We start from the raw sequence: 19,740 nt of genomic DNA on the forward strand, positions 1-19,740 counted from the left end.
ATGACAACAACAGAATTAACAACCGACCGCTGTTTATCTAACGACCTTGCTAGTAAATTTAAGCATTTATGGCATCTAGTGGGTAATACACCTATGTTAGAACTGCATTATCAGTATAAAGGTAAGGCGGCTAAGATTTACGTGAAATGTGAACATTATAACCTAACTGGTAGCATAAAGGACAGAATGGCGCTAAATATCATGTATGAAGCGTATAATTCTTGTGCAATTAAACCAGGCGATACAATTATTGAGGCCACCAGTGGCAATACAGGAATTGCATTTGCAGCCATTGGGCGTGCTTTAGGTCATCCGGTAAAAATCATTATGCCTAACTGGTTGAGTAAGGAACGCATCGATATCATTAAGAGTATGGGTGCAGAAGTTATTTTAGTAAGTAAAGAAGAAGGCGGGTTTCTAGGGAGTATCAAGATGTGTGAAGAGCTGGCTAAAAATGGCAATATATTCCTACCAAGGCAATTTGAGAACCGTTACAACGAAGAAGCACATGAGAAAACAACAGGAATGGAAATCTGGGAGCAATTAAAATCTAATGGATTAATACCAGATGCTTTTATTGCAGGAGTAGGAACGGGAGGTACTGTTATGGGTGTTGGAAAATGCCTGAAAATAAAACAACCGGCGATTAAAATTCATCCTTTGGAGCCAGCCGAAAGTCCAACGTTAACCACGGGATACAAAGTTGGAAGCCATAGGATTCAGGGTATTTCCGATGAATTTATTCCTGAAATTGTACGCTTAAATGAGTTAGATGAAGTGATCCAGGCAAATGATGGGGATTCCATTATTATGGCGCAAAAGTTGGCTAAAGAATTGGGACTTGCCGTAGGAATTTCTTCTGGAGCCAATGTAATAGGTGCAATTAAACTGAAAGAGAAGATGGGGGATGATGCAGTGGTGGTGACTTTACTTTGTGATAGCAACAAGAAGTACTTGAGTACAGACCTAGTGAAAGAAGAACCTATTAAAGCTTCTTTTATTTCTACTGATGTAGAATTTACTGGTTATCATCCAATATGTCGCCTTTAAATACCTTTAAGTTAAATCGTATACCTATAACATAAGTTCGTACACACATAAAAAAAACAATATGAAAAACCTATTCTTATTTGCAGTTGCTTTGCTTTTCAGTATGACAGCGAGCAGCCAGATTTTAAAACCAGTAAAATGGAGTTATGCCGCAAAAAGAACTTCTAAGACGGAAGCTATCTTATATATAAAGGCAACAATTGATGAAGGGTGGCACCTATATTCTCAAAATATCCCAGATGGTGGGCCAGTAAAAACTTCTTTTACTTTTACGCCGGCAAATACTTATAAGCTAAACGGAAAAACGACAGAACCAAAACCGATCGTTAAATTTGAGAAGGCTTTTGATATGAATGTTGGGTATTTCGAAAACTCAGCAATTTTTCAACAAAAAATTAAGTTAGCTGGAGCAAATGCAATAGTTAAAGGAACTTTGGAATTTATGGTTTGTGATGATTCACAATGCCTTCCTCCAGAAACAGTTCAATTCTCCATTCCAGTAAAGTAAGCTAAATATGACTATTAAATTTGATCAGACGAGCGTTAAAATGCTTGTCTTAGGATTCTTATTGCTTTTTTGTTCGGTCACTGCGGCATTTTCGCAGGAAACAGATAGTACAATAGATGATCTGGAATTCACTGAAATTAAAGATGGTACAGTAGTTAAAGATAGTATTACAGCAACCATTGTTGCTGTACCCCAAAAGGATGGTGCAGCTGTAGATGTTAAGTTGGTATCTCCGGAAAAAGAAGAACAAGGACTAACGGGGATATTTATCGCGGGTTTTATAGGTGGATTAGCCGCTTTGCTAATGCCTTGTATTTTCCCTATGCTGCCGTTGACAGTTAGTTTTTTTACCAAGGGGAGCCAGACTAAAGCAAAGGCGGTAAGCCGTGCTTTATTTTATGGCCTGTCTATCATCGTAATTTATGTGGTGCTGGGCTTGTTGGTAACGGTCATATTTGGTGCCGATGCCCTGAACAGTTTGTCAACCAATGGTATCTTTAATTTCTTGTTTTTTATTTTACTATTGATTTTTGCTGTTTCCTTCTTAGGCGCATTTGAAATTACCCTGCCATCCTCGTGGGTAAATAAAATGGATGCGAACTCGGATAAAGGTGGTTTGGCAGGTTTGTTCTTTATGGCTGGGACACTAGCATTGGTTTCCTTTTCTTGTACAGGGCCAATTATTGGAACTTTATTGGTCCAGGCGGCTACAAGTGGTGCTTTATTAGGACCAGCGATTGGCATGTTTGGTTTTTCTTTCGCTTTGGCAATTCCTTTTGCCTTATTTGCTTTGTTTCCATCTTGGTTGAGCGCTTTACCTAAATCGGGTGGCTGGCTAAACAGTGTGAAGGTTGTGTTAGGCTTTCTTGAATTGGCTTTAGCCATGAAATTCCTTAGCAACGTAGACCTTGCCTACCACTGGAACTGGTTTGATCGTGAGGTATTCCTCGTTCTGTGGATCGTGATATTCGGACTAATGGGATTATATCTGCTAGGCAAACTTAAATTTTCTCATGACAGTCCGGTTAATTTCATTTCCGTTCCGCGATTGATGATCTCTGTAGTGGTACTTTCCTTTACAGTATATATGATTCCTGGATTATGGGGTGCGCCATTAAAGTCAATATCCGCATTCCTGCCTCCGCAGGCAACTCAGGACTTCGACCTGTACACACCAACATTAACAGGTGGTACTGCAGCAGTGGTAAAACATGAAGAAGGACCTCATAAGTATGCTGATATATTTCATGCGCCTTTAAACCTGAATGTTTTCTTCGATTATGAAGAGGGTATGGCTTACGCTAAAAAGGTCAATAAGCCAGTGATGATTGATTTTACAGGACACGCTTGTGTGAACTGCAGAAAAATGGAAGCAAATGTATGGCCAGACAAAGGCGTTTATAGTAAGCTAAGCAATGATTTCGTAATCATTCAGCTCTATGTGGATGACAAAACGGAATTGGCCGCAAACGAGAAGTTTACTTCAACATTTAGCGGTAAAGCCGTAAATACTATAGGAAACAAATGGAGTGACTTTCAGGCCGCAAAATTCAATTCCAACTCACAACCTTATTATGTGCTGTTAGGACATGACGAAAAGTTGCTGGTGCAGCCTACAGGTGCAAATTATAATGCAGAGGAATACCTTAAATTCCTCAATAGTGGCTTAAGTAATTTCAATAAATAATTGAAATTTTAGGTTAATAGTTAATAGTCTAAATGATGGCCTGTGGATGCAGGTCATCATTTTAGTAAAAGAACATTTGGTTCGGCTGGTAAAAAAACTGTTAATCTACGTCTCCTATGGCAGATGATCTTATAAAAAAGATATTTTAGAAAAATATAAACCAATTACTAAGAATGAAACAATTAAGTTTGATTACGCTGGTGCTATTAGGTGCCGGAGTTCAGGGTTTTTCTCAACAGAAAAATCCTAAAAAAGGACCGGTAGTACCTCCAGGGAATCCTAATCCGGTAAACCGACCAGTAACTACCGGGCCTAAGCCTTATGCAGACGTGATCACGGCAAAAGCTAAAACAGACAAAGGCCTGTTTAAAGTACATACGATAGAAGATCGTTATTTCTTCGAAATCCCTGATTCTTTACTGGATAGAGATATTTTAGTAGTGAATAGAATCAGTAAGGCAGCAGCGGGAAACCGTTCTCAGATGATGGGTTATGGTGGTGATCAGATTGGCGACAATGTGATTTCCTTTCAGAAAGGCCCTGCTAACAAATTGTTTCTAAAGAGTATTTCTTATACCGAGCGGTCTCAGGATACAACAGCACAAGGCTTATATAAGTCGGTGATGAACTCAAACTTACAGCCATTAGTAGCATCTTTTGATATTAAAGCCTTAGCAAAGGATTCTGTATCTGGGGCTAAAGGAGTAGTGATAGATGTAACCGAATACATGAATGGTGACAATGAGATTTTCTTCTTTGATCCAAGTGTGAAAAAAGCCCTAAACTTAACCGGGGTAATGCCGGATAGAAGTTACATCAAAGAAATCAAAGCGTATCCAATGAATATTGAGATTCGTACTTTGAAAACCTATATGAAAACTGGTGCATCCTTTCCAGGAATGTCTGGCCCACCAAGCGCTACTCCAGCAACCTATGAGCTTAATAGTTCGATGGTACTACTGCCTGAAAGCCAAATGAAAGCCAGATACTTTGACCCTCGTGTAGGTTATTTTGCAACTGGGTATGTAGATTTTGATGCCAATCCTCAAGGTGTAAAAAACCTTTCTTTGATCACCAGATGGAGATTAGAGCCAAAAACAGAAGATATCGAGAAATATCAAAAAGGTGAATTGGTAGAGCCTAAAAAGCAGATCATTTTCTATATCGATCCGGCTACGCCAAAAAAATGGGTGCCTTACCTAATGCAAGGTGTGAACGACTGGCAGGCCGCTTTTGAAAAAGCAGGCTTTAAAAATGCGATTGTAGCTAAAGAAGCACCTTCAGATCCATCATGGAGCATCGAAGACGCCAGACATAACGTAATTGTTTACAAGCCTTCTGATATACCTAATGCCAGCGGACCACATGTCCATGACCCACGTACCGGAGAAATTCTGGAAACGCATGTAAACTGGTACCATAACGTGATGTTGATCCTGAGAAACTGGTACCTGATTCAAGCAGGAGCAGTAGATCCTCAGGCTCGTAAAATGAAGTTTGATGACAAATTGATGGGAGAGTTGATCCGTTTCGTTTCTTCTCATGAGATCGGCCATACACTTGGTTTACGTCATAACTTCGGTTCTTCTGCAACAGTACCTGTAGAGAACCTGAGAAACAAACAATGGGTAGAGAAAAACGGTCATACACCATCTATTATGGATTATGCGCGTTTCAACTATGTAGCGCAACCGGAAGATAACATCAGTTCTAAAGGAATTTTCCCAAGAATCGGTGATTATGACCTTTGGGCAATTGAATGGGGGTATAAATGGAAACCTGAATTTAAAGGTCCACAGGAAGAGCTTTCTGCTTCTAACAAAGAAATCATCAACAGACTGACGAACAACAAACGTTTAGTTTTCGGTACGGAATCTGATGCTAATGATCCACGTAACCAGAATGAAGATTTAGGTGATAATGCTATGCTGGCTTCTGCTTATGGCATTAAAAACTTAAAACGTATTCTGCCTAACCTGTTAACATGGACTAAAGAACCCAATGAAGACTACCAGAACGCAAGAATGTTTTATGCAGAGGTGATTTCACAGTTTGGTCGTTATATGGGGCATGTCACCAAAAATGTTGGCGGTATCTATACCACACCGAAAAAAGTAGAACAGGCTGGTGCAGTGTATGTTGCGGTGCCATATGCTACTCAAAAAGAAGCGATGACTTTCTTAAATACCCAGTTATTTAACAGTCCAACCTGGTTAATCAACAAAGAATTAATAGAACGCACAGGCTATAATGCCGTTGATGTTTTTCAGGGAGTTCAGAAAAGTACCTTGAGCAGGTTAATCAGTGCAGCTACTATTGGCAAACTGATCAACGCGGAGGTAATGAGTGGTGCCAAAGCCTATACCGCAGACAATCTTTTTGCCGACCTTAAAAGCGGTATCTGGTCTGAGTTATACAGTCATAAACCAATTGATGTATACAGAAGAAACCTTCAGAAAGCTTATGTAGATAATTTAAGCAAACTGATGGTAGTTCCTTCAGCGAATCCGTCAGGAGGAGGCTTCCCAGGTATGAGAACAATGGATCCTACCAGTTCAGACGTATCTAGTATTGCCCGTGCGCATATGGCTGCTTTGGCTAAAGATATCCGCGCTGCGATTCCTACGGCGACAGGATTGAGCAAATATCATTTACAAGACCTTTTGGTGCGTGTAAATAATGTCTTGAATCCAAAGTCTTAATTAGCGGAGTATACCATTTAACAGGCGATCCTGGATGCTGCTTTAATTGCAGGTCCGGGATCGCCTCTTTTATTTTACTTACTTTCCAAAGCAGGCTTTAAATTTGTACTGATTGCGATCCTGTTCCAGGCTAGAAAACCTTCTAAAGCAAACATTGCCTGATAAGCTTTGGGGGTGACTTCTTGAATATTAATGCGATCTTTCATGTATATATGTTTTAATTTCTAGTTCAAAATTGCACAATAGAACGCTTAAAAAACTTAATCTGGTTTAAGAAATTGGTGGCACCTTCTTCGCCCTGATCTTGATTAAGAATTCGGGGATAATGCCAAGAAAGGAAGTCAGCATGTATTGTGGGATGCGTTGTACAAATCTGGGAAAGGCTTGCTGAAGTGTCGGTAATGTGCTTCTCTGGATAAATTGTGGTTGTACCTTGCCAGGTATTGACTGGCCGCACAAGCACGTTGGAACAAGAGCCGGAAATAGCGCTCCATTTCCGGAACTTCTTGAAAAAGCACCTCTTCAATAGCACTTTCTAAGGCCAATACGGTACTGTCCTCTACCGCTTGTAAGTAAAAGTCAGAAGTTTTTTTATGCGCCAGACTGGTATAATCACCGATCCACCAATTTTCAATCGCAAACTGCGTGGTCTGTTCCACACCTTTATCGTCAAAAAAGTACATCCTCAAACAACCTTTGGCCACAAAATAGTTGCCTTTGCAGGTTTCTCCAGGCTTCAAAATTATAGTCTTATTCTTTAACTACGGCGCCTTAACAGGTTGAATAATAGCCTTTTATTCCGTTTCGTTTAAGGGTGTGTATTGTTGGAAGTGTTTAAGCAGTGCAGCGTACATAAAGGTTGGGCTAAGGAAGCAAAGAAAGGAATCCTGGGAAGGATGTTAAATCAAAACAGCAGATAATTATTGTTCATCTGCTGTTTTGTATTTTTCTGTATGTTAGATCCTTAAAGGATTGGTGGGCACTTCTGTTTGCGAAGATCCACCGATGTCGTTGGTGGCAAACATTGCCGCAACATGTGTATTCAAATATCTGGAGGTATAGTATGGATCGCTTACATTGATAAACAACACGGTTCCACCTTCAATAGAATCAATCACCTGATTGGCGAGTCCTGGTGGTACGGCAGGGCATCCCTGACTACGTCCTAATCTTCCAAGTGCATTGATGGTACCCTGGCTTACATAATCAGCTCCATGAACCACAATAGAACGTTTACGGGCATTCGAGTTGAAACCTTCATCCATTCCATCCAATCGCAGCGATTTGCCATGCTGTCCCCTGTAAACTTCTGCAGTTAAATAGAAGCCGATACTACTTTGAAAGGAATCATTTGTATTAGAAAATCGGGTGGCCTTATCATTGCCACTGCGTTGCCCATGGGCTACCCAGGTATTGAGCAATAGCTTTTTCTTGTCCAGATCAATGATCCACAAGCGCTTTTTAGTACTGTTCTGATCAAAGTCTGCAATCGTTAAAATGTCTTTGTGTGCCGCAAGCTGTCCTGATTTTTTAAGGTTATAAAAACCTGTGACTGCTTTTTCAAATACGGATTCTATTAATCCGCTTTCAGCAAGATGTGCTGATTGATACAACTCAGTGACATGTCTGTTGTAAATACTGTCTGGAGTTAATTTTACAACTGCTGCCGTTGAGGCTAATGGGGTACTTACCGACTCCCGGTTCACCAAGGTAAGGGCTAAAGATAGGGTAATCAATCCCGCTCCACCAAAAAGGTATTTCATCATAGAATTGGGTTTTATTATTTAAGTCTGATTTTACCTATAAGCTTTTATTTTTTTACAAATGTACTGATTATTTGGTGTTTAGCGGTTTATTTTTGATGTTTTGTTTTAAAATGACGGTCTGTCTACAAGTTCCGTCCCGCATTTATTAATCATTGACCTTTAATACGGGAAAAGGTTTAAATCAGGCTTTTGTCTGCTGGTCTCTATTTTTCGTGTAAGCTCAGGGCTATTTGGTGTAATAGATTAGGTTCATTTCTAAATGTACAGGAAATTGTAGAAAGAAAAGATAAAAAAAGCTTGTTATGGATATAAAATTAAATATCAACCCTGTGCTGCTGTTGAGGATTCCAGCCTTTTCCATGGCCGATGAATTGGTTGAAGTGTGGGAGGAGTTAAAGGAGGCTATCTATCATTCTTCCAGTGATTTTTATGAGAAAATAAAGGACCTTCCTGCTGCTGGTGTTGCCGGTCTGGATACCCGTACACAGTATACCATCTGGAAATATTTCAATCGCTCCAAATACCGCGGTACGCCATTTGGCAATTTTGCGGGCTTTGCTGTTGCGACTTTAGGAGAAGGAAAGGAAAACCTGATTTTCTCAAAAGAACAGCATTTGCATCGTTTTAAGGACTGGTCTAAGTATAAGGCGGTCGAATTACAGGAAACAGAATTGTTGGCCATAGATCGCCTGTATTTCTCAAATTCCAGCCATTATACCGCTACTGATCATATTCGTTTCATTTCCTTGGGAGATCAGGTATTTGAACTGTCGGAAATTGTGTACAGTGAATTTATCCATGAATTGCTGGGTTTCTGTGCTGAGAAGGCAACCTATTCCTCCATACTGGAGTATGCAGCCACAAAAGCCATAGCCGAAGAGGTGTTGTTAGGGATGCTAAAAGCAATGGTTGATTCCCAGCTGCTGTTCACGGATTTAAATGCAAACATTATTGGTCCCGACTATTTTGAGCGTCGTTATCAGCAGTTGGAGCTTCCGCCCGAACAGTATGAACAAGGTGATTACCTGATAGCGGAAAGACAAATGATTTCCGGCGACTTGTCCAGGGCTGCATTTAGACATCTTCCTGCTTGTATTAATACTTTACGAACTTTGAATTTATCAATAGTAAATGAAGTACTTAAGTTATTTGCAAAGGACTTTCAAAAACGGTACGAAGGGCAGGAAATACCCTTGATGACGATCCTTGATCCAGAACTCGGAATTGGTTATGGGCAGTTTACCTCAGCTGCAAATTCACAGGATTTAGCCCAGGAGTTGAGTAGTCATACTAGAAAGAAAGTTCCGGCTTTACTGCCTTGGACGGGCTTGAGTAATGAACTGCTGAAAGCCATGCTCAAAGAGAAAAAGAAAGTGTTGCAATTAAAGGATTTGATAGCCCTAAAGCATGAAGACGCGAATTTAAAACCAGCAAATAGTTTTAGTGTGCTGGCGAGGTTTGCCGGAGATTTGGTGGTATTGGATAGTATTGGTGGCTGCACAGCAAATGCCCTGTCGGGTCGTTTTACGAAGGCTAGTGAAACATTTACCAAGCACTGTAAGGCGGTTGCTGCCGGGGAATCGGCTGCAAACCCAGAGGTGATCTTCTTTGATATCGCCTATATGGCAGAAGGAAGAGTAGACAACATCAACCGCAGACAGCAGATTTACGAGCATGAGCTGCCTATTTTAAACTATTCCTGCGCGGAACAGCTGATTGGACTTCAGGATATCCTGGTGACGGTTCAGGGAGAAGAGGTCATACTTTTCTCTAAAAAGTATGGAAAAAGACTGATTCCGAGGTTGGCCTCTGCTTATAACTACAGCAGATCAGACCTATCTGTATACCGATTTTTGTGTGACCTGCAGCACCAGGGAATCCAATCCCAGCTCTTGTTTGACGTTCAGGAGCTACTGCCAGGATTGGATTATTACCCTAGAATTCAATATGAGAACCTCGTCTTATCGACGGCAAAATGGCGGGTGAAAGGAGCGGAGTTAAAAGGGAAAGACACCTTGGCGGTGTTGGATAAAATGGGGCTATGCCGATATTTTTCAGTTGGCAATGGAGATCAGACTTTATGCTTTGATAAAGCTAAAGCTGAGGATCTTTTATTCTTAAAGCAGTACGTAAATCATTATGACGACTTCGTTCTAACAGAAGTTGTATGTTCAGATTGTCAGGTGTTTAAAGATAGTTATAAGAAGCCTTACTTTACTCAGATTCTGCTGGCCGTCAGCCATCAGGAACAACTGTATCCTGGATATAAATTAAGAGAAAATAGCCAGGATCCGGCCACTGAATCCATCATCATGCCAGGTAAAGACTGGTTGTCTTATGAGCTTTATTGTCATCCCGACAGGGCTGATTTCTTCTTGGCTGCCCGTATTGCTAAGTTCATAGAAAGACATGACCCCGCTTTCAAAACCTGGTTTTTTATCAGGTACAATGATCCGGCGCCACACCTCAGATTAAGGTTCCAACTGCAGGATCAGCAGACTGGCTATTTTTACATGATGAAGTTAATGGAACTGCTCGCCGTAGATCTGCAGGAAGGTCTGATCAAGGACATTCAATTGAAAACTTATTACCGGGAAACGGCGCGTTACGGTGTGCAGCAAATGGCATTAACAGAACAGCATTTCGGGAAAGATAGTCAGTATGCGCTGGAGGCAATTGAAAATCATCTCGACAATTTCGTCATTTACGCCAACTGCATCGCCTTGATGAAGGCTACGCTTGATTCATTGTCTCTGGAAAAGAAAGAGGTGTTGTCATTTATCCGTAGCGTACAAAGGTCCTTTGAGCAGGAGCATTACCTGACTGCTGAGGACTTTAAAATGGTAAACCGGGAATGGACTGATTTTAAGGGGCAGGTGCATTTAAATCTTCCTGAGCTAGCCATCACATTGGAAGCCCTGCAGCAGTCCTTTCTGCGTACGCTGATGGCCACTGCTGCAGCACAAAGACCTGCCTTGTTCTGCAGCTTATTTCATATGCACATCAACCGACTGTTTGCTGTGCAGCAGCGGGCACATGAATTGATCATCTACAGTTTTCTTTATAAACAGCTGCAAATGGAACAGCAAAGGCCGGTTGTTATCCTTAATTAACAGGGCTCAGGCAGATTTCTAAGGATACCTTAAATTGCTGTTCCTGTTGTAAAGTATGGAGTACCGCCTGGTCTCCATACGCTGCTTTTAAGCGTTTTTTTACGTTATCCAGGCCAATATGATGGCTTGGCTGCATTTGATTTTTACTGATAAGGTTAGTCGTTTCGATCTTCAATACAGCGTTTTTATACTTCAGCTGAAGCTGGGCTGGATGGGCTTGCTGCAATAAATCACCATGCTTGAACATGTTTTCTACCAAGGTCATCACCAGCAGCGGAACGATTTCTAATTCCGCAACTTCTTCATCATACTCCATTTGGATATAGAGCTCCTGATGCGATTTAATCTTGTGCAGTTTGATCAGGTTTTCCACCTGTTCCAGCTCTCCGATCAGCGGAGAGTTGGTATTGCTCACTTCCTCAATGGAGTACCGCATCATTTCTGATAAGGCCAGTATGGCTTCTGCGGCCTCCGGCGTTGTTTTTCGCGTGCTTGTATAGATGAAATTTAAAGTATTAAAGAGGAAGTGCGGATTGATTTGAGCTTTCAGGTGTGCATGCTGAGATTTAATCAGATCGGCATAGATCCGTTGATTCTCAATAATCACCAAAAGCCTTTCTTTTTCCTTTTCTTCCGCACGTTTTCTTTCTTCAAAATAGCCCAGGATATAATAATAGGCACTGGAGAATAGAATGAAATAGATGACCCGGTAGGACATCCCAATGTAACCATCCAGGCTAAATTGTGGTGGACTCAGGAAAGTGATGTACCCATTTCGGTGAAAGAAATTCGCCAGATTAGCCGTAATGCAGATGTACACGACCACCTCAATTAAAATGAGCAAAGGTAGCCTCCAGAGTGCCTGAACGGTCTTCATCTTCGCACCGGGCATGACGAAATGTGCATGGAAATAAAACAGCAGAATATTAAAAATATAAAAGAAAACATAATTTCCGACAGGGGAGAATTGTTTTCTTATGAGGCCCATGATCACTACCTCGTAAAAAATAAAGATAGACCAGCCAATGAAGTGAATCTTGTATTTACGTATAAAGTTAATGAACTCGGAAAGGATAATTTTCATTTTGTGTAATAAAAAAAGAAGTTAACGGAATACTTTTCAACCGGCCCTGGATGCTGCCTAATTTTCATAAAAAAACTAACATTATGAAAAAAGAAATCATCTCCTTCGACCTTAAAAAAAGTATATTATTTGTATTCAAATCTAAAAAGAGCAGATCAGGATTCACACCTACTATCACCGCTACTGATCCAACTAATGGAACTGCAACTTCGCATACCAGTTCTGTAATTACCTTCCCTGCTGGCTAAATCTGCACTTTACGATGAAATCTATTCGGAGATACTTCGGTTAGATTTCATCGTTTTCTCTGCCAGGAACATCAGGAATTGCTTTTTATAAGTGGTTCCTAAAGGAATCTCCATCTTATTACTCAATACAATCGTATTCCCTTCTACTTTCTGAATGTAATTTACCGCCACAATAAAAGAGCGCTGTACGCGCACAAAATTATTGATGTCCTGCAGTTTACATTCCAATTCCTTCATTGTTAAATAGGCAATATGTGTTTCTGTAGGCGTATGAATCTTTACATAATTGTTTAAACCCTCAATGGTGATGATGTCTTTAATATTGATTTTCGTGTATTTTTGTATCTGATCGGTTTTGATAAAGAAGAAATCATCCAGAGCCGGAGTATTTTTACTCATGTTTTCCAAACTGAGCAGCCTTTTAATCATGAGTGCAAATTTGCTCATGGAAATGGGTTTCAGTAAATACTCATTGGCCTGTACTCCAAAAGCTTCATACGCATATTTGGAATGACCCGTAGTGATGATGAGGTATTTTGTTTTCGCCCTGATGGCAACAGAAAGATCTAACCCGGAGATACCAGGCATATCCATGTCCATAAAGACAATATCAATATGATCTTCCTCGGAAATTTCCATTAATGCCTGTAATGGATCTGTAAAATACTTTAGCAGCTGTAGATTCGGCATCGCGTCAATATAGTCTGCCAGGAGTTCTACAGCATGCTTCTCGTCGTCAATAATGACGCAGTTTAATTTCTTATCCATTGATCTCCTCCTATAATTCAAATACTTTTAATAAATCTAATCAAAAAATATATACGCAACGTAAAAACCACATTTGGCGTAATACTTTTTTTTCTTTCATGAAATTTATTAAGGATCTGTAAAGATAAATCAAATTTAGGGATAAAACTATATTTTGGACCGGGAGAGGCGGGATTAACGCAGTCGGGAGCCCTTAAAATAGTCTGCCAGGCCTTTATTTATAGGTAAATTCATTGACCACATAAATCCGGGCATTCACCACGTGGCAAGTAGCTTTCGCGTAAAAGAATTGTCTGATTAAACTTCCTTGTTTACTTTTAGAACATCCCCCCTATAAAACAAAATTCCTGGTGCATGGAGGTGCATCAGGGATTTTAATAGAAAGACATCACACGCGCTCAAATCATTCTATAAGGGGGTCATTCCCCTTATTAATAACCCCCTCTCAAATCATCTCTTATCTGTTTCAATGATCTACTGCTTTTGTTATATTTGAGCTTAAAATCAATGAATATGCAAAGTGAATTGTTTCAAATCGAAGCGGAAATGCCATGGGAAGATCTTGGTAACGGAATACAAAGACAAGTTTTTGGCTATAACGATCAGGTGATGCTGGTGAAAGCTAAATTCGAGCCAGGGGCAATTGGAACATTACATGAGCACCACCATACGCAGGTCACTTATGTAGACAGCGGCATCTTCGAAATAACCATCGGTACAGAAAAGAAAATCATTAAAAAAGGAGATGGATTTTATGTCTCGCCGCATACCTTACATGGTTGTGTTTGTATCGCGGCAGGCACATTGATCGATGCTTTTAGCCCAGCGCGGGAGGATTTCCTGGAGTAGGAGCGTCTACAGCCTTCATATATTTGTACAAATAAGCACAGGCCAGTAACAGGCAGGTCAAGATAAACCATAGCGTGTTATAGCCATGGTGCTCGGCGATGTAAAATCCTGCTGAAGGGCCAACAACCTGTGCAACCGACCAAACCAGCATATATCCTGCGGCATATTGGCCCCTGTTAAATTCATTTGCCCTGCTCATCACAAAGGTATTTACAAATGGCAGGGCAAACATTTCACCAAAGGTGAAAAGCACAATACACAACACCCCGAGTATAAGTGGGGAACCGAAGGGAAGCATGAGCACCAGGAAGGATGCCGCAATTAAGAGTACCCCAATGGTGATAAAGAATATCGAGGATTTTTTGCCTTCGATTTTATGAATCATCACCATTTCAAATAGGGCGATAATTATGCCATTGAGGCCTAAAATTAAACCAATCATAAACTCATCGATTTTCCATGATTCTTTGAAGAATACAGGAACCACCCTAAACATGAGGAAAAAGCAGATGATAAAAATGGTACTTAGCAGCAGGAATTTGATAAACAAAACATCTTCCCATGGCTTTCTAACCACAATGCCTTTTACCTTTTCTTTAATCGCCTTTCTATACCCTTTGATTTTCGGCAGGAAGCATAAAATGCTCAGGCCGGCAAAGATGCCAACGGCACCATCTACATAAAACAGCAGTCTGTAGTTATAAGAGGCGATTAATCCACCCATACTTACGCCAAATGCCCATCCCATATTTGTTGCCAGGCGATTCAAAGAGTAGGACCTGGTTTCCAGACCGGGTTTTGCATAGGCAGCAATCGCCGCAAAATTTGCTGGACGGAATGCTTCAGCAAAGAAGCTGATCACCACGGCCAGGACACAAAGCGTCTCGAAGTGTGTAATGCTGGCAAAAAACAGGAAAAACAAACCGCCTATAATGGCAGAGAGGATCTGAACCGGTTTGAAACCGATCACATCAGTGAGTTTTCCTCCTGCCGCAGAACCCATTATGGAGCCCACACCAAACAGGGTAATGATCAATCCTGCATCAGATGCGGAACGGTGTAATGATTGGGTCACATATAAGCCCATAAAGGGCACAGCCATGTATCCACTACGATTAATGAGCATAACGATGCTCAAAATCCAGGTCTCCTTGCTCAGTCCAGAGAACGAACGTTTGTAGTTCCCTGCGATATCTTGAAGTAAAGTCATGATTTATTTTATTCCTCCGAAAGCAGCAAAACAAAGGTTTTTGTGCAATACTTCTACGTGTTTAAAGCCGATTTCCTGCATCAGATTTAACTGATAATTGATAGATCTTGGCGTGTCCTCATGGTCAATATAATCCAGTACTTTCTGACAATACTCCGGTCCGCCCAATTCCTTCAGATAATCCGAATACCGCTGCTGGAAAAGCAAATTCAGGTGTGGGGCATCATGACTGATCAGGTCTGAAATCCAGAAGCAGCCACCAGGCTTTAAGGCCCGGTAAATTTTATTGAAAACAAGGTGCCAGTCCTCATCCCCACGAAGGTGATGTAAGGTAGCCGCGGCAAAAACGATGTCATATTTATCATCTTCGAGTTCCAATTCCCGCATGTCAAGCTGGATGGTGGTGACCTGTCCATTCGTAACCGCGCCAACGCGTTGTTCTGCTCTGCTCAGCATGGGTAAGCTAAGGTCATTTAAGGTACAGTTTAGATCCTTGATTTTCCCAAGCATTTTCAGCGTATAATTTCCCGCACCGCATCCAATATCCAGAAGTTCAGTGGCCTCTGGCACTACATGTTTTGCAGCTTCAGTACACAGCTCCATCGTTAATGCTGCATCAAGGGTAGTCAGCTGTCCGGTATCGAGATTGGAAAAACGTTCTACATCCTGATCAAATCTATGTTCGATTTCCTCGTTACTGGCTTTAGCTGAATAATCCTTTTTCATGATACTTGTAATATTTGTGCCAAGATAAATAAATAGAATTGTCATTCTTATAAAACATACTAACTTTAAAAAGTTCAAATGAAGAAAATATGGCAATTAACTTACGTAAAGGCGAAAAGATTAACATTGGCCTCACAAAAATCAGTGTAGGCCTGGGTTGGGACCCGAATGAAGGAACAGGGCATGATTTTGACTTAGATGCTTCTGCATTTATGGTGGATGGGAGCAGGGTGATTCCTGCAGAGGAGTATTTCGTTTTTTATGGAAATGATAAATCACCTGATGGCGCTTTATTCCATACTGGTGACGACCCTACGGGTGGGAACAGTGCCACCGGCGACGATGAAATTGTTAAAGTAGACCTATCTCTGGTAGACGACCGCATTCAGGAAATCCTGTTTGTAGTGACCATTCATGATGCACAGGCGAGGAGACAGAATTTCGGACAGGTACGCAGTTCTTACATTAGAATAGTAGACGACACCAACGGCGATGAAGTGGCCAAATATGAATTAGATGAAGATTTCTCTATTGAAACGGCCATTGAATTCGGCAGACTCTATAAAAGAAATGGCAGCTGGAAGTTCGAAGCTTCGGGCAGGGGATATAAAGAAGATCTGGCCTTTTTTCTGGCTAAATATTATACAGGGGAAATTATCAAATAACTTCCCCAATAAACTACCGTAAAGTAAGGACAGTAGGTGGATCATTTACCGGGAGAAGGATATGGAATTTAGTCCCTTTTCCCGGTTCACTGAACACCTGAATGGTGCCGCCAAGGTCGTCTACCTGTGTTTTTACCATAAATAGTCCCATTCCTTTTCCATCCACGTCAACATCAAACCTTTTATAAAGGCCAAACAGCTGACTGCCATGTTTCTTAAGGTCAATACCTTTTCCATTGTCCTCAAATATAATATTCAAGTGCTTTCCTGTCAGATAGGTCTTAATGATCATTCTTGGAGAAAGGTTGGCCTGTCTGTATTTTATGCTATTCAGAATCAGGTTGTAAAATATGCTGTATAGGTAACTGCGTACGGTATAAATCTTACTTTCTTGCAGCTGATATTCAAACGTCATATTTTCACTGACAATCAGGTTATTGATGCTGCTTTTAATTTCATCTACCAGAATTTGTATGCTCAGCTGCTCTTTCAGGCGCTCAGGTGCATCCTTTTTGACGGTCAGCACATAGTTCAAATCCTTGATTACCGTGTCCAAATTTTTAATAGAGCTGCGAAGCCCATGCATCAGCTCCCTCACTGAAGCAGGGTCTGATTCTACTTCACTGAGTAAATCGCTGATGCCTATGATGTTGGCAACTGGTGCGCGTAAGTTATGGGAAACCACATAAGTAAACTGCTCCAGGTCTTTATTTCTACGGATGAGCTCCGAGGTCATGTTATCCTGTGCTTTGGCAATACTTTTTTGATCGGTGATGTCTTTGATCGACAAAATGAATCCCCAGTATTGGTTTTCATCGTCATTTACCGCAATCCATTTTAAAGCATACCATTTTTCTGATCCGTCTTTTTCAATGACATTCGTTTCATAAGACATGTTTTTCCCATTGATCACATCATCCACAATCTTTTGAAGCCTTGCCCGCTTATTTTTTGCAAAATAATCTAAAATGCTATTTCCCTCCAGTTCTTTATAATGTCCTCTGAATTCGGCAATTTCTTTTGCCATCTGGCTATAGGAGATGATTTTCAATTGTTGATCTACCAATATATAGGCGGCATCGGTATGGTCTAATAAAGTACGGAGGTTGGCTTCAGATTTTTTAAGCGTATCCTCTGCGGCTTTAATGGAAGTCACATCCTGCAGTGTTCCATAGAGCCTGGTGGTGACCCCTTCTTTGTTAAACTCAATCCGGTTTTCCCCCTGCAATATTTTCACTTCTCCTGCGGGATTCCTGATGCGAAAACTAGTTTTCATGTTTTTTCCAAGGCGGATCAATTTATCCACCTCATATTCCACCCTAAGTTTATCCTCAGGATGAATCAGGGCATCAAAATATTCGTTTACCGGAACCAGGGATTCATCACCCCAGTAAATTTCTTTTAAGGCATCGGACCAGGTCAGCTCTTGTTTGGTCAGGTCGAAATTCCAGTTGCCAATCTGTGCCATCTTTTGTGCTTCGGAAAGGACAGACTCTGCCTGTTTGATTTTTTCTTCCGTTTGCTTCCATTGGGTAATGTCGCTGACTACGCCATCTACTGCATAGATTTCCCCATTCAGATGATGTGGGACTGCTTTTATCTCAATCCATCGGATACTTTTGTCTTTGCGGATGATCCGGTATTGGCTTTTTGTTTGTTTACCTTTTACCAGTGCCGGACCATCAAGTTCTGCGATATGACGGTCTTCAGGATGAATTACATCATACCATAAATTGGGGTTCTCATGAAACTCCGCCAAACTATAACCATATATTTTAGAACAGCCGGCCGACAATTTCAGGTAACGGTTATTTCGAATATCTTTAAGGAAAAACCCTTCATTTACTGCATCCAGTAACCTTTCTATTTCATGGCTTACCTGTTCTTTTTCTTTTCTGTACTGCACTTGTTCCGTGACTTCCAAACCAGAGAGGAGCAAGCCTTCAATGGTTCCTTTTGCATCCCTTAAGGCTTGAATGGTAAAATTGAAATAAGCGCCTTTGAGTGCGGCACTGGTGAATTCTTTTACCACATAAGGATGTCCGGTTTCATAAACTTGATCTGCCTCTTCATTTAGAAAAGCAAGCTCTGTATGCTCGTATGCCTCTTTTAAACTTTTATTTAGAATCAGTTGATCTCCGATTTTTTGTTGAAAAAAAGTATTGACAAACTTAAAAATGTGTTGCCTGCCCATGAGGACTGCCACCGCAGAAGGCATTTCCTGAAGTAAGTCGAAGTTTTCCTGCTGATGTGGTACAGCTATACCTGCTGTCGCCTGCAAAATGGCAGTGGGCAACCTCAGCAATCTGTCTGATAAGAGGTAGTCTGCAGCACCTGAATGTACGATTTTCAGGGCTTCCTCCTCGAATTCAGGTTCGCTGATACAAATGAAAACGGACTGACGATCACTTTCTTGCAATAGGCGGAAGGCTTCATGCCCGGTTGAATTTTTATCACCGCAAAATGCAAGTACAATATCTGGAGCAAAGCTTTTTAAAGTAAACTGAAAATCAGAGAGCTTCACAGTTTTCTGATATTGAAAGGGAAGTGCTGATTGGTCTAAGATGTTGGTTATTAAATTACTATCATTTGCTGGATCTCCAAAAATAAGGATTCTCAGAATGTTTCTCATTAGTTAAACTTGTTTTAATATGTAGGTAAAGGATAATATAGACATAATTTTAAAATCCTTGTCATTATTTTGATAAAAAACAAAAAGCCTCTAATTGGAGGCTCTTTATTTTGCTTGATAAGTATTGGAGACTAAGGCAGTTGCTTGAAAATATTCTCTACTACTTTAGGGATTTCATTAATAGCTTTTTGCGGATCTGTCAATTCACCTTCTGCCCAGCCTCTCCAGATTACTTTGGAGCTGCTGCGCTCGATAATATCGATCATAATATTTCCTTCTTTAATTGGCATTTTGCGTTCTCTGCTGCCTACATAAACCGGGAATGGGTTGTCATAAACATAAAAGAATCGCGCACGACCTTGATAATAAGCAATTCTAGGACTGAGCATTGGTGGCTGATTGTAATAAATCGGCTCATCATAAATTTTCATGCTCTTGTTCACAATTGCAGAATAACGGATCAACAGATCAGGGTTTTTACTGTCCAGGGTTAAGCCCTTTTTAGCAAGCTCCGTTTCTGTAGTTTGAACGATCTTATCGGTCACGATGTCATTGTTGTAAATGTTATTGGTTTTTGCGTCTTCTGGAGGAAGCCAGGCATACGTTTTAAAGTCGGTTCCAACAGGCTTACTGCCAACGGCATAGTAATTGTAAGGTGAGCAAGCCGACAGCATTCCTGTGGCTACTAGTAAGAATAATAGTTGTCTTTTCATGGCAAACGTTTTAGAGTAG

General features: G+C 40.8%; 17 protein-coding genes. 8 read left to right on the top strand and 9 right to left on the bottom strand.

The window, feature by feature from the left end; all coding sequences use genetic code 11:
* The 4 genes from H9X96_RS05165 to H9X96_RS05180 all read left to right on the top strand — a co-directional run bounded on the left by H9X96_RS05165 (position 1) and on the right by H9X96_RS05180 (position 5,947).
* Complete coding sequence (locus H9X96_RS05165) at positions 1-1,050, top strand: PLP-dependent cysteine synthase family protein (RefSeq protein WP_187665257.1); 1,050 nt, start codon at positions 1-3, stop codon at positions 1,048-1,050.
* Between the two features lie 61 nt (positions 1,051-1,111).
* Entirely contained in the window at positions 1,112-1,558 is a 447-nt protein-coding gene (locus H9X96_RS05170; RefSeq protein WP_187665258.1) for a protein-disulfide reductase DsbD N-terminal domain-containing protein, read from the top strand.
* 7 nt (positions 1,559-1,565) lie between these two features.
* Entirely contained in the window at positions 1,566-3,245 is a 1,680-nt protein-coding gene (locus H9X96_RS05175; RefSeq protein ID WP_187665259.1) for a protein-disulfide reductase DsbD, read from the top strand.
* 173 nt (positions 3,246-3,418) lie between these two features.
* Entirely contained in the window at positions 3,419-5,947 is a 2,529-nt protein-coding gene (locus tag H9X96_RS05180; protein ID WP_187665260.1) for a zinc-dependent metalloprotease, read from the top strand.
* Between the two features lie 74 nt (positions 5,948-6,021).
* On the opposite strand, the gene H9X96_RS22855 is transcribed toward H9X96_RS05180, so the two are convergent.
* The 3 genes from H9X96_RS22855 to H9X96_RS05190 all read right to left on the bottom strand — a co-directional run bounded on the left by H9X96_RS22855 (position 6,022) and on the right by H9X96_RS05190 (position 7,713).
* The gene (locus tag H9X96_RS22855; RefSeq protein ID WP_255431003.1) at positions 6,022-6,153 is read right to left on the bottom strand and encodes a hypothetical protein; all 132 of its coding nucleotides are present in this window, start codon (positions 6,151-6,153) and stop codon (positions 6,022-6,024) included.
* A gap of 135 nt (positions 6,154-6,288) precedes the next feature.
* Positions 6,289-6,687, bottom strand: a complete 399-nt coding sequence (locus H9X96_RS05185) for a Crp/Fnr family transcriptional regulator (RefSeq protein ID WP_255431004.1) — start codon at positions 6,685-6,687, stop codon at positions 6,289-6,291.
* A gap of 216 nt (positions 6,688-6,903) precedes the next feature.
* Complete coding sequence (locus H9X96_RS05190) at positions 6,904-7,713, bottom strand: murein L,D-transpeptidase catalytic domain family protein (protein ID WP_187665261.1); 810 nt, start codon at positions 7,711-7,713, stop codon at positions 6,904-6,906.
* Between the two features lie 302 nt (positions 7,714-8,015).
* Here H9X96_RS05190 and H9X96_RS05195 point away from each other — a divergent pair, with 302 nt between their 5' ends.
* Positions 8,016-10,826, top strand: coding sequence for a lantibiotic dehydratase (locus tag H9X96_RS05195; RefSeq protein WP_187665262.1), 2,811 nt, complete (start codon positions 8,016-8,018; stop codon positions 10,824-10,826).
* On the opposite strand, the gene H9X96_RS05200 is transcribed toward H9X96_RS05195, so the two are convergent.
* On the bottom strand, positions 10,819-11,910 hold the full coding sequence (locus tag H9X96_RS05200) for a sensor histidine kinase (protein WP_187665263.1): 1,092 nt from the start codon (positions 11,908-11,910) through the stop codon (positions 10,819-10,821). The two genes, H9X96_RS05195 and H9X96_RS05200, sit on opposite strands and share 8 nt — an antisense overlap.
* An 83-nt stretch (positions 11,911-11,993) precedes the next feature.
* On the opposite strand from H9X96_RS05200, the gene H9X96_RS05205 reads away from it, so the two are divergent.
* Positions 11,994-12,158, top strand: a complete 165-nt coding sequence (locus H9X96_RS05205) for a hypothetical protein (protein WP_187665264.1) — start codon at positions 11,994-11,996, stop codon at positions 12,156-12,158.
* 21 nt (positions 12,159-12,179) lie between these two features.
* Here the strand turns inward: H9X96_RS05205 and H9X96_RS05210 are convergent, their stop codons facing one another.
* On the bottom strand, positions 12,180-12,926 hold the full coding sequence (locus tag H9X96_RS05210) for a LytTR family DNA-binding domain-containing protein (RefSeq protein ID WP_187665265.1): 747 nt from the start codon (positions 12,924-12,926) through the stop codon (positions 12,180-12,182).
* Between the two features lie 507 nt (positions 12,927-13,433).
* On the opposite strand from H9X96_RS05210, the gene H9X96_RS05215 reads away from it, so the two are divergent.
* Positions 13,434-13,775 carry a cupin domain-containing protein gene (locus H9X96_RS05215; protein WP_370576712.1) on the top strand — a complete coding sequence of 114 codons (342 nt, stop codon included), beginning with the start codon at positions 13,434-13,436 and terminating at the stop codon, positions 13,773-13,775.
* Here the strand turns inward: H9X96_RS05215 and H9X96_RS05220 are convergent.
* Both H9X96_RS05220 and H9X96_RS05225 read right to left on the bottom strand, forming a co-directional pair.
* Positions 13,744-14,985, bottom strand: coding sequence for an MFS transporter (locus H9X96_RS05220; protein WP_187665266.1), 1,242 nt, complete (start codon positions 14,983-14,985; stop codon positions 13,744-13,746). The genes H9X96_RS05215 and H9X96_RS05220 overlap by 32 nt on opposite strands.
* Before the next feature lie 3 nt (positions 14,986-14,988).
* The gene (locus H9X96_RS05225; RefSeq protein WP_187665267.1) at positions 14,989-15,711 is read right to left on the bottom strand and encodes a trans-aconitate 2-methyltransferase; all 723 of its coding nucleotides are present in this window, start codon (positions 15,709-15,711) and stop codon (positions 14,989-14,991) included.
* An 89-nt stretch (positions 15,712-15,800) separates the two neighbouring features.
* On the opposite strand from H9X96_RS05225, the gene H9X96_RS05230 reads away from it, so the two are divergent.
* The gene (locus H9X96_RS05230) at positions 15,801-16,376 is read left to right on the top strand and encodes a TerD family protein (protein ID WP_187665268.1); all 576 of its coding nucleotides are present in this window, start codon (positions 15,801-15,803) and stop codon (positions 16,374-16,376) included.
* A gap of 13 nt (positions 16,377-16,389) precedes the next feature.
* Here H9X96_RS05230 and H9X96_RS05235 read toward each other — a convergent pair whose 3' ends face one another.
* Entirely contained in the window at positions 16,390-19,008 is a 2,619-nt protein-coding gene (locus H9X96_RS05235) for a PAS domain-containing protein (protein ID WP_187665269.1), read from the bottom strand.
* 131 nt (positions 19,009-19,139) lie between these two features.
* A complete protein-coding gene (locus H9X96_RS05240) occupies positions 19,140-19,721 on the bottom strand; it encodes a DUF4136 domain-containing protein (protein ID WP_187665270.1) in 582 nt (193 codons plus the stop codon).
* Positions 19,722-19,740: the final 19 nt, after the last annotated feature.

It is taken from the genome of Pedobacter sp. N36a (assembly GCF_014472395.1).
In the GTDB taxonomy this organism is placed as follows: domain Bacteria; phylum Bacteroidota; class Bacteroidia; order Sphingobacteriales; family Sphingobacteriaceae; genus Pedobacter.

Coding starts and splice junctions, on each gene's coding strand:
- H9X96_RS05165 (WP_187665257.1), top strand. CDS start 1: ATGACAACAACAGAATTAACAACCGACCGCTGTTTATCTAACGACCTT.
- H9X96_RS05170 (WP_187665258.1), top strand. CDS start 1,112: ATGAAAAACCTATTCTTATTTGCAGTTGCTTTGCTTTTCAGTATGACA.
- H9X96_RS05175 (WP_187665259.1), top strand. CDS start 1,566: ATGACTATTAAATTTGATCAGACGAGCGTTAAAATGCTTGTCTTAGGA.
- H9X96_RS05180 (WP_187665260.1), top strand. CDS start 3,419: ATGAAACAATTAAGTTTGATTACGCTGGTGCTATTAGGTGCCGGAGTT.
- H9X96_RS22855 (WP_255431003.1), bottom strand. CDS start 6,153: ATGAAAGATCGCATTAATATTCAAGAAGTCACCCCCAAAGCTTATCAG.
- H9X96_RS05190 (WP_187665261.1), bottom strand. CDS start 7,713: ATGATGAAATACCTTTTTGGTGGAGCGGGATTGATTACCCTATCTTTA.
- H9X96_RS05195 (WP_187665262.1), top strand. CDS start 8,016: ATGGATATAAAATTAAATATCAACCCTGTGCTGCTGTTGAGGATTCCA.
- H9X96_RS05200 (WP_187665263.1), bottom strand. CDS start 11,910: ATGAAAATTATCCTTTCCGAGTTCATTAACTTTATACGTAAATACAAG.
- H9X96_RS05205 (WP_187665264.1), top strand. CDS start 11,994: ATGAAAAAAGAAATCATCTCCTTCGACCTTAAAAAAAGTATATTATTT.
- H9X96_RS05210 (WP_187665265.1), bottom strand. CDS start 12,926: ATGGATAAGAAATTAAACTGCGTCATTATTGACGACGAGAAGCATGCT.
- H9X96_RS05215 (WP_370576712.1), top strand. CDS start 13,434: ATGAATATGCAAAGTGAATTGTTTCAAATCGAAGCGGAAATGCCATGG.
- H9X96_RS05220 (WP_187665266.1), bottom strand. CDS start 14,985: ATGACTTTACTTCAAGATATCGCAGGGAACTACAAACGTTCGTTCTCT.
- H9X96_RS05225 (WP_187665267.1), bottom strand. CDS start 15,711: ATGAAAAAGGATTATTCAGCTAAAGCCAGTAACGAGGAAATCGAACAT.
- H9X96_RS05230 (WP_187665268.1), top strand. CDS start 15,801: ATGGCAATTAACTTACGTAAAGGCGAAAAGATTAACATTGGCCTCACA.
- H9X96_RS05235 (WP_187665269.1), bottom strand. CDS start 19,008: ATGAGAAACATTCTGAGAATCCTTATTTTTGGAGATCCAGCAAATGAT.
- H9X96_RS05240 (WP_187665270.1), bottom strand. CDS start 19,721: ATGAAAAGACAACTATTATTCTTACTAGTAGCCACAGGAATGCTGTCG.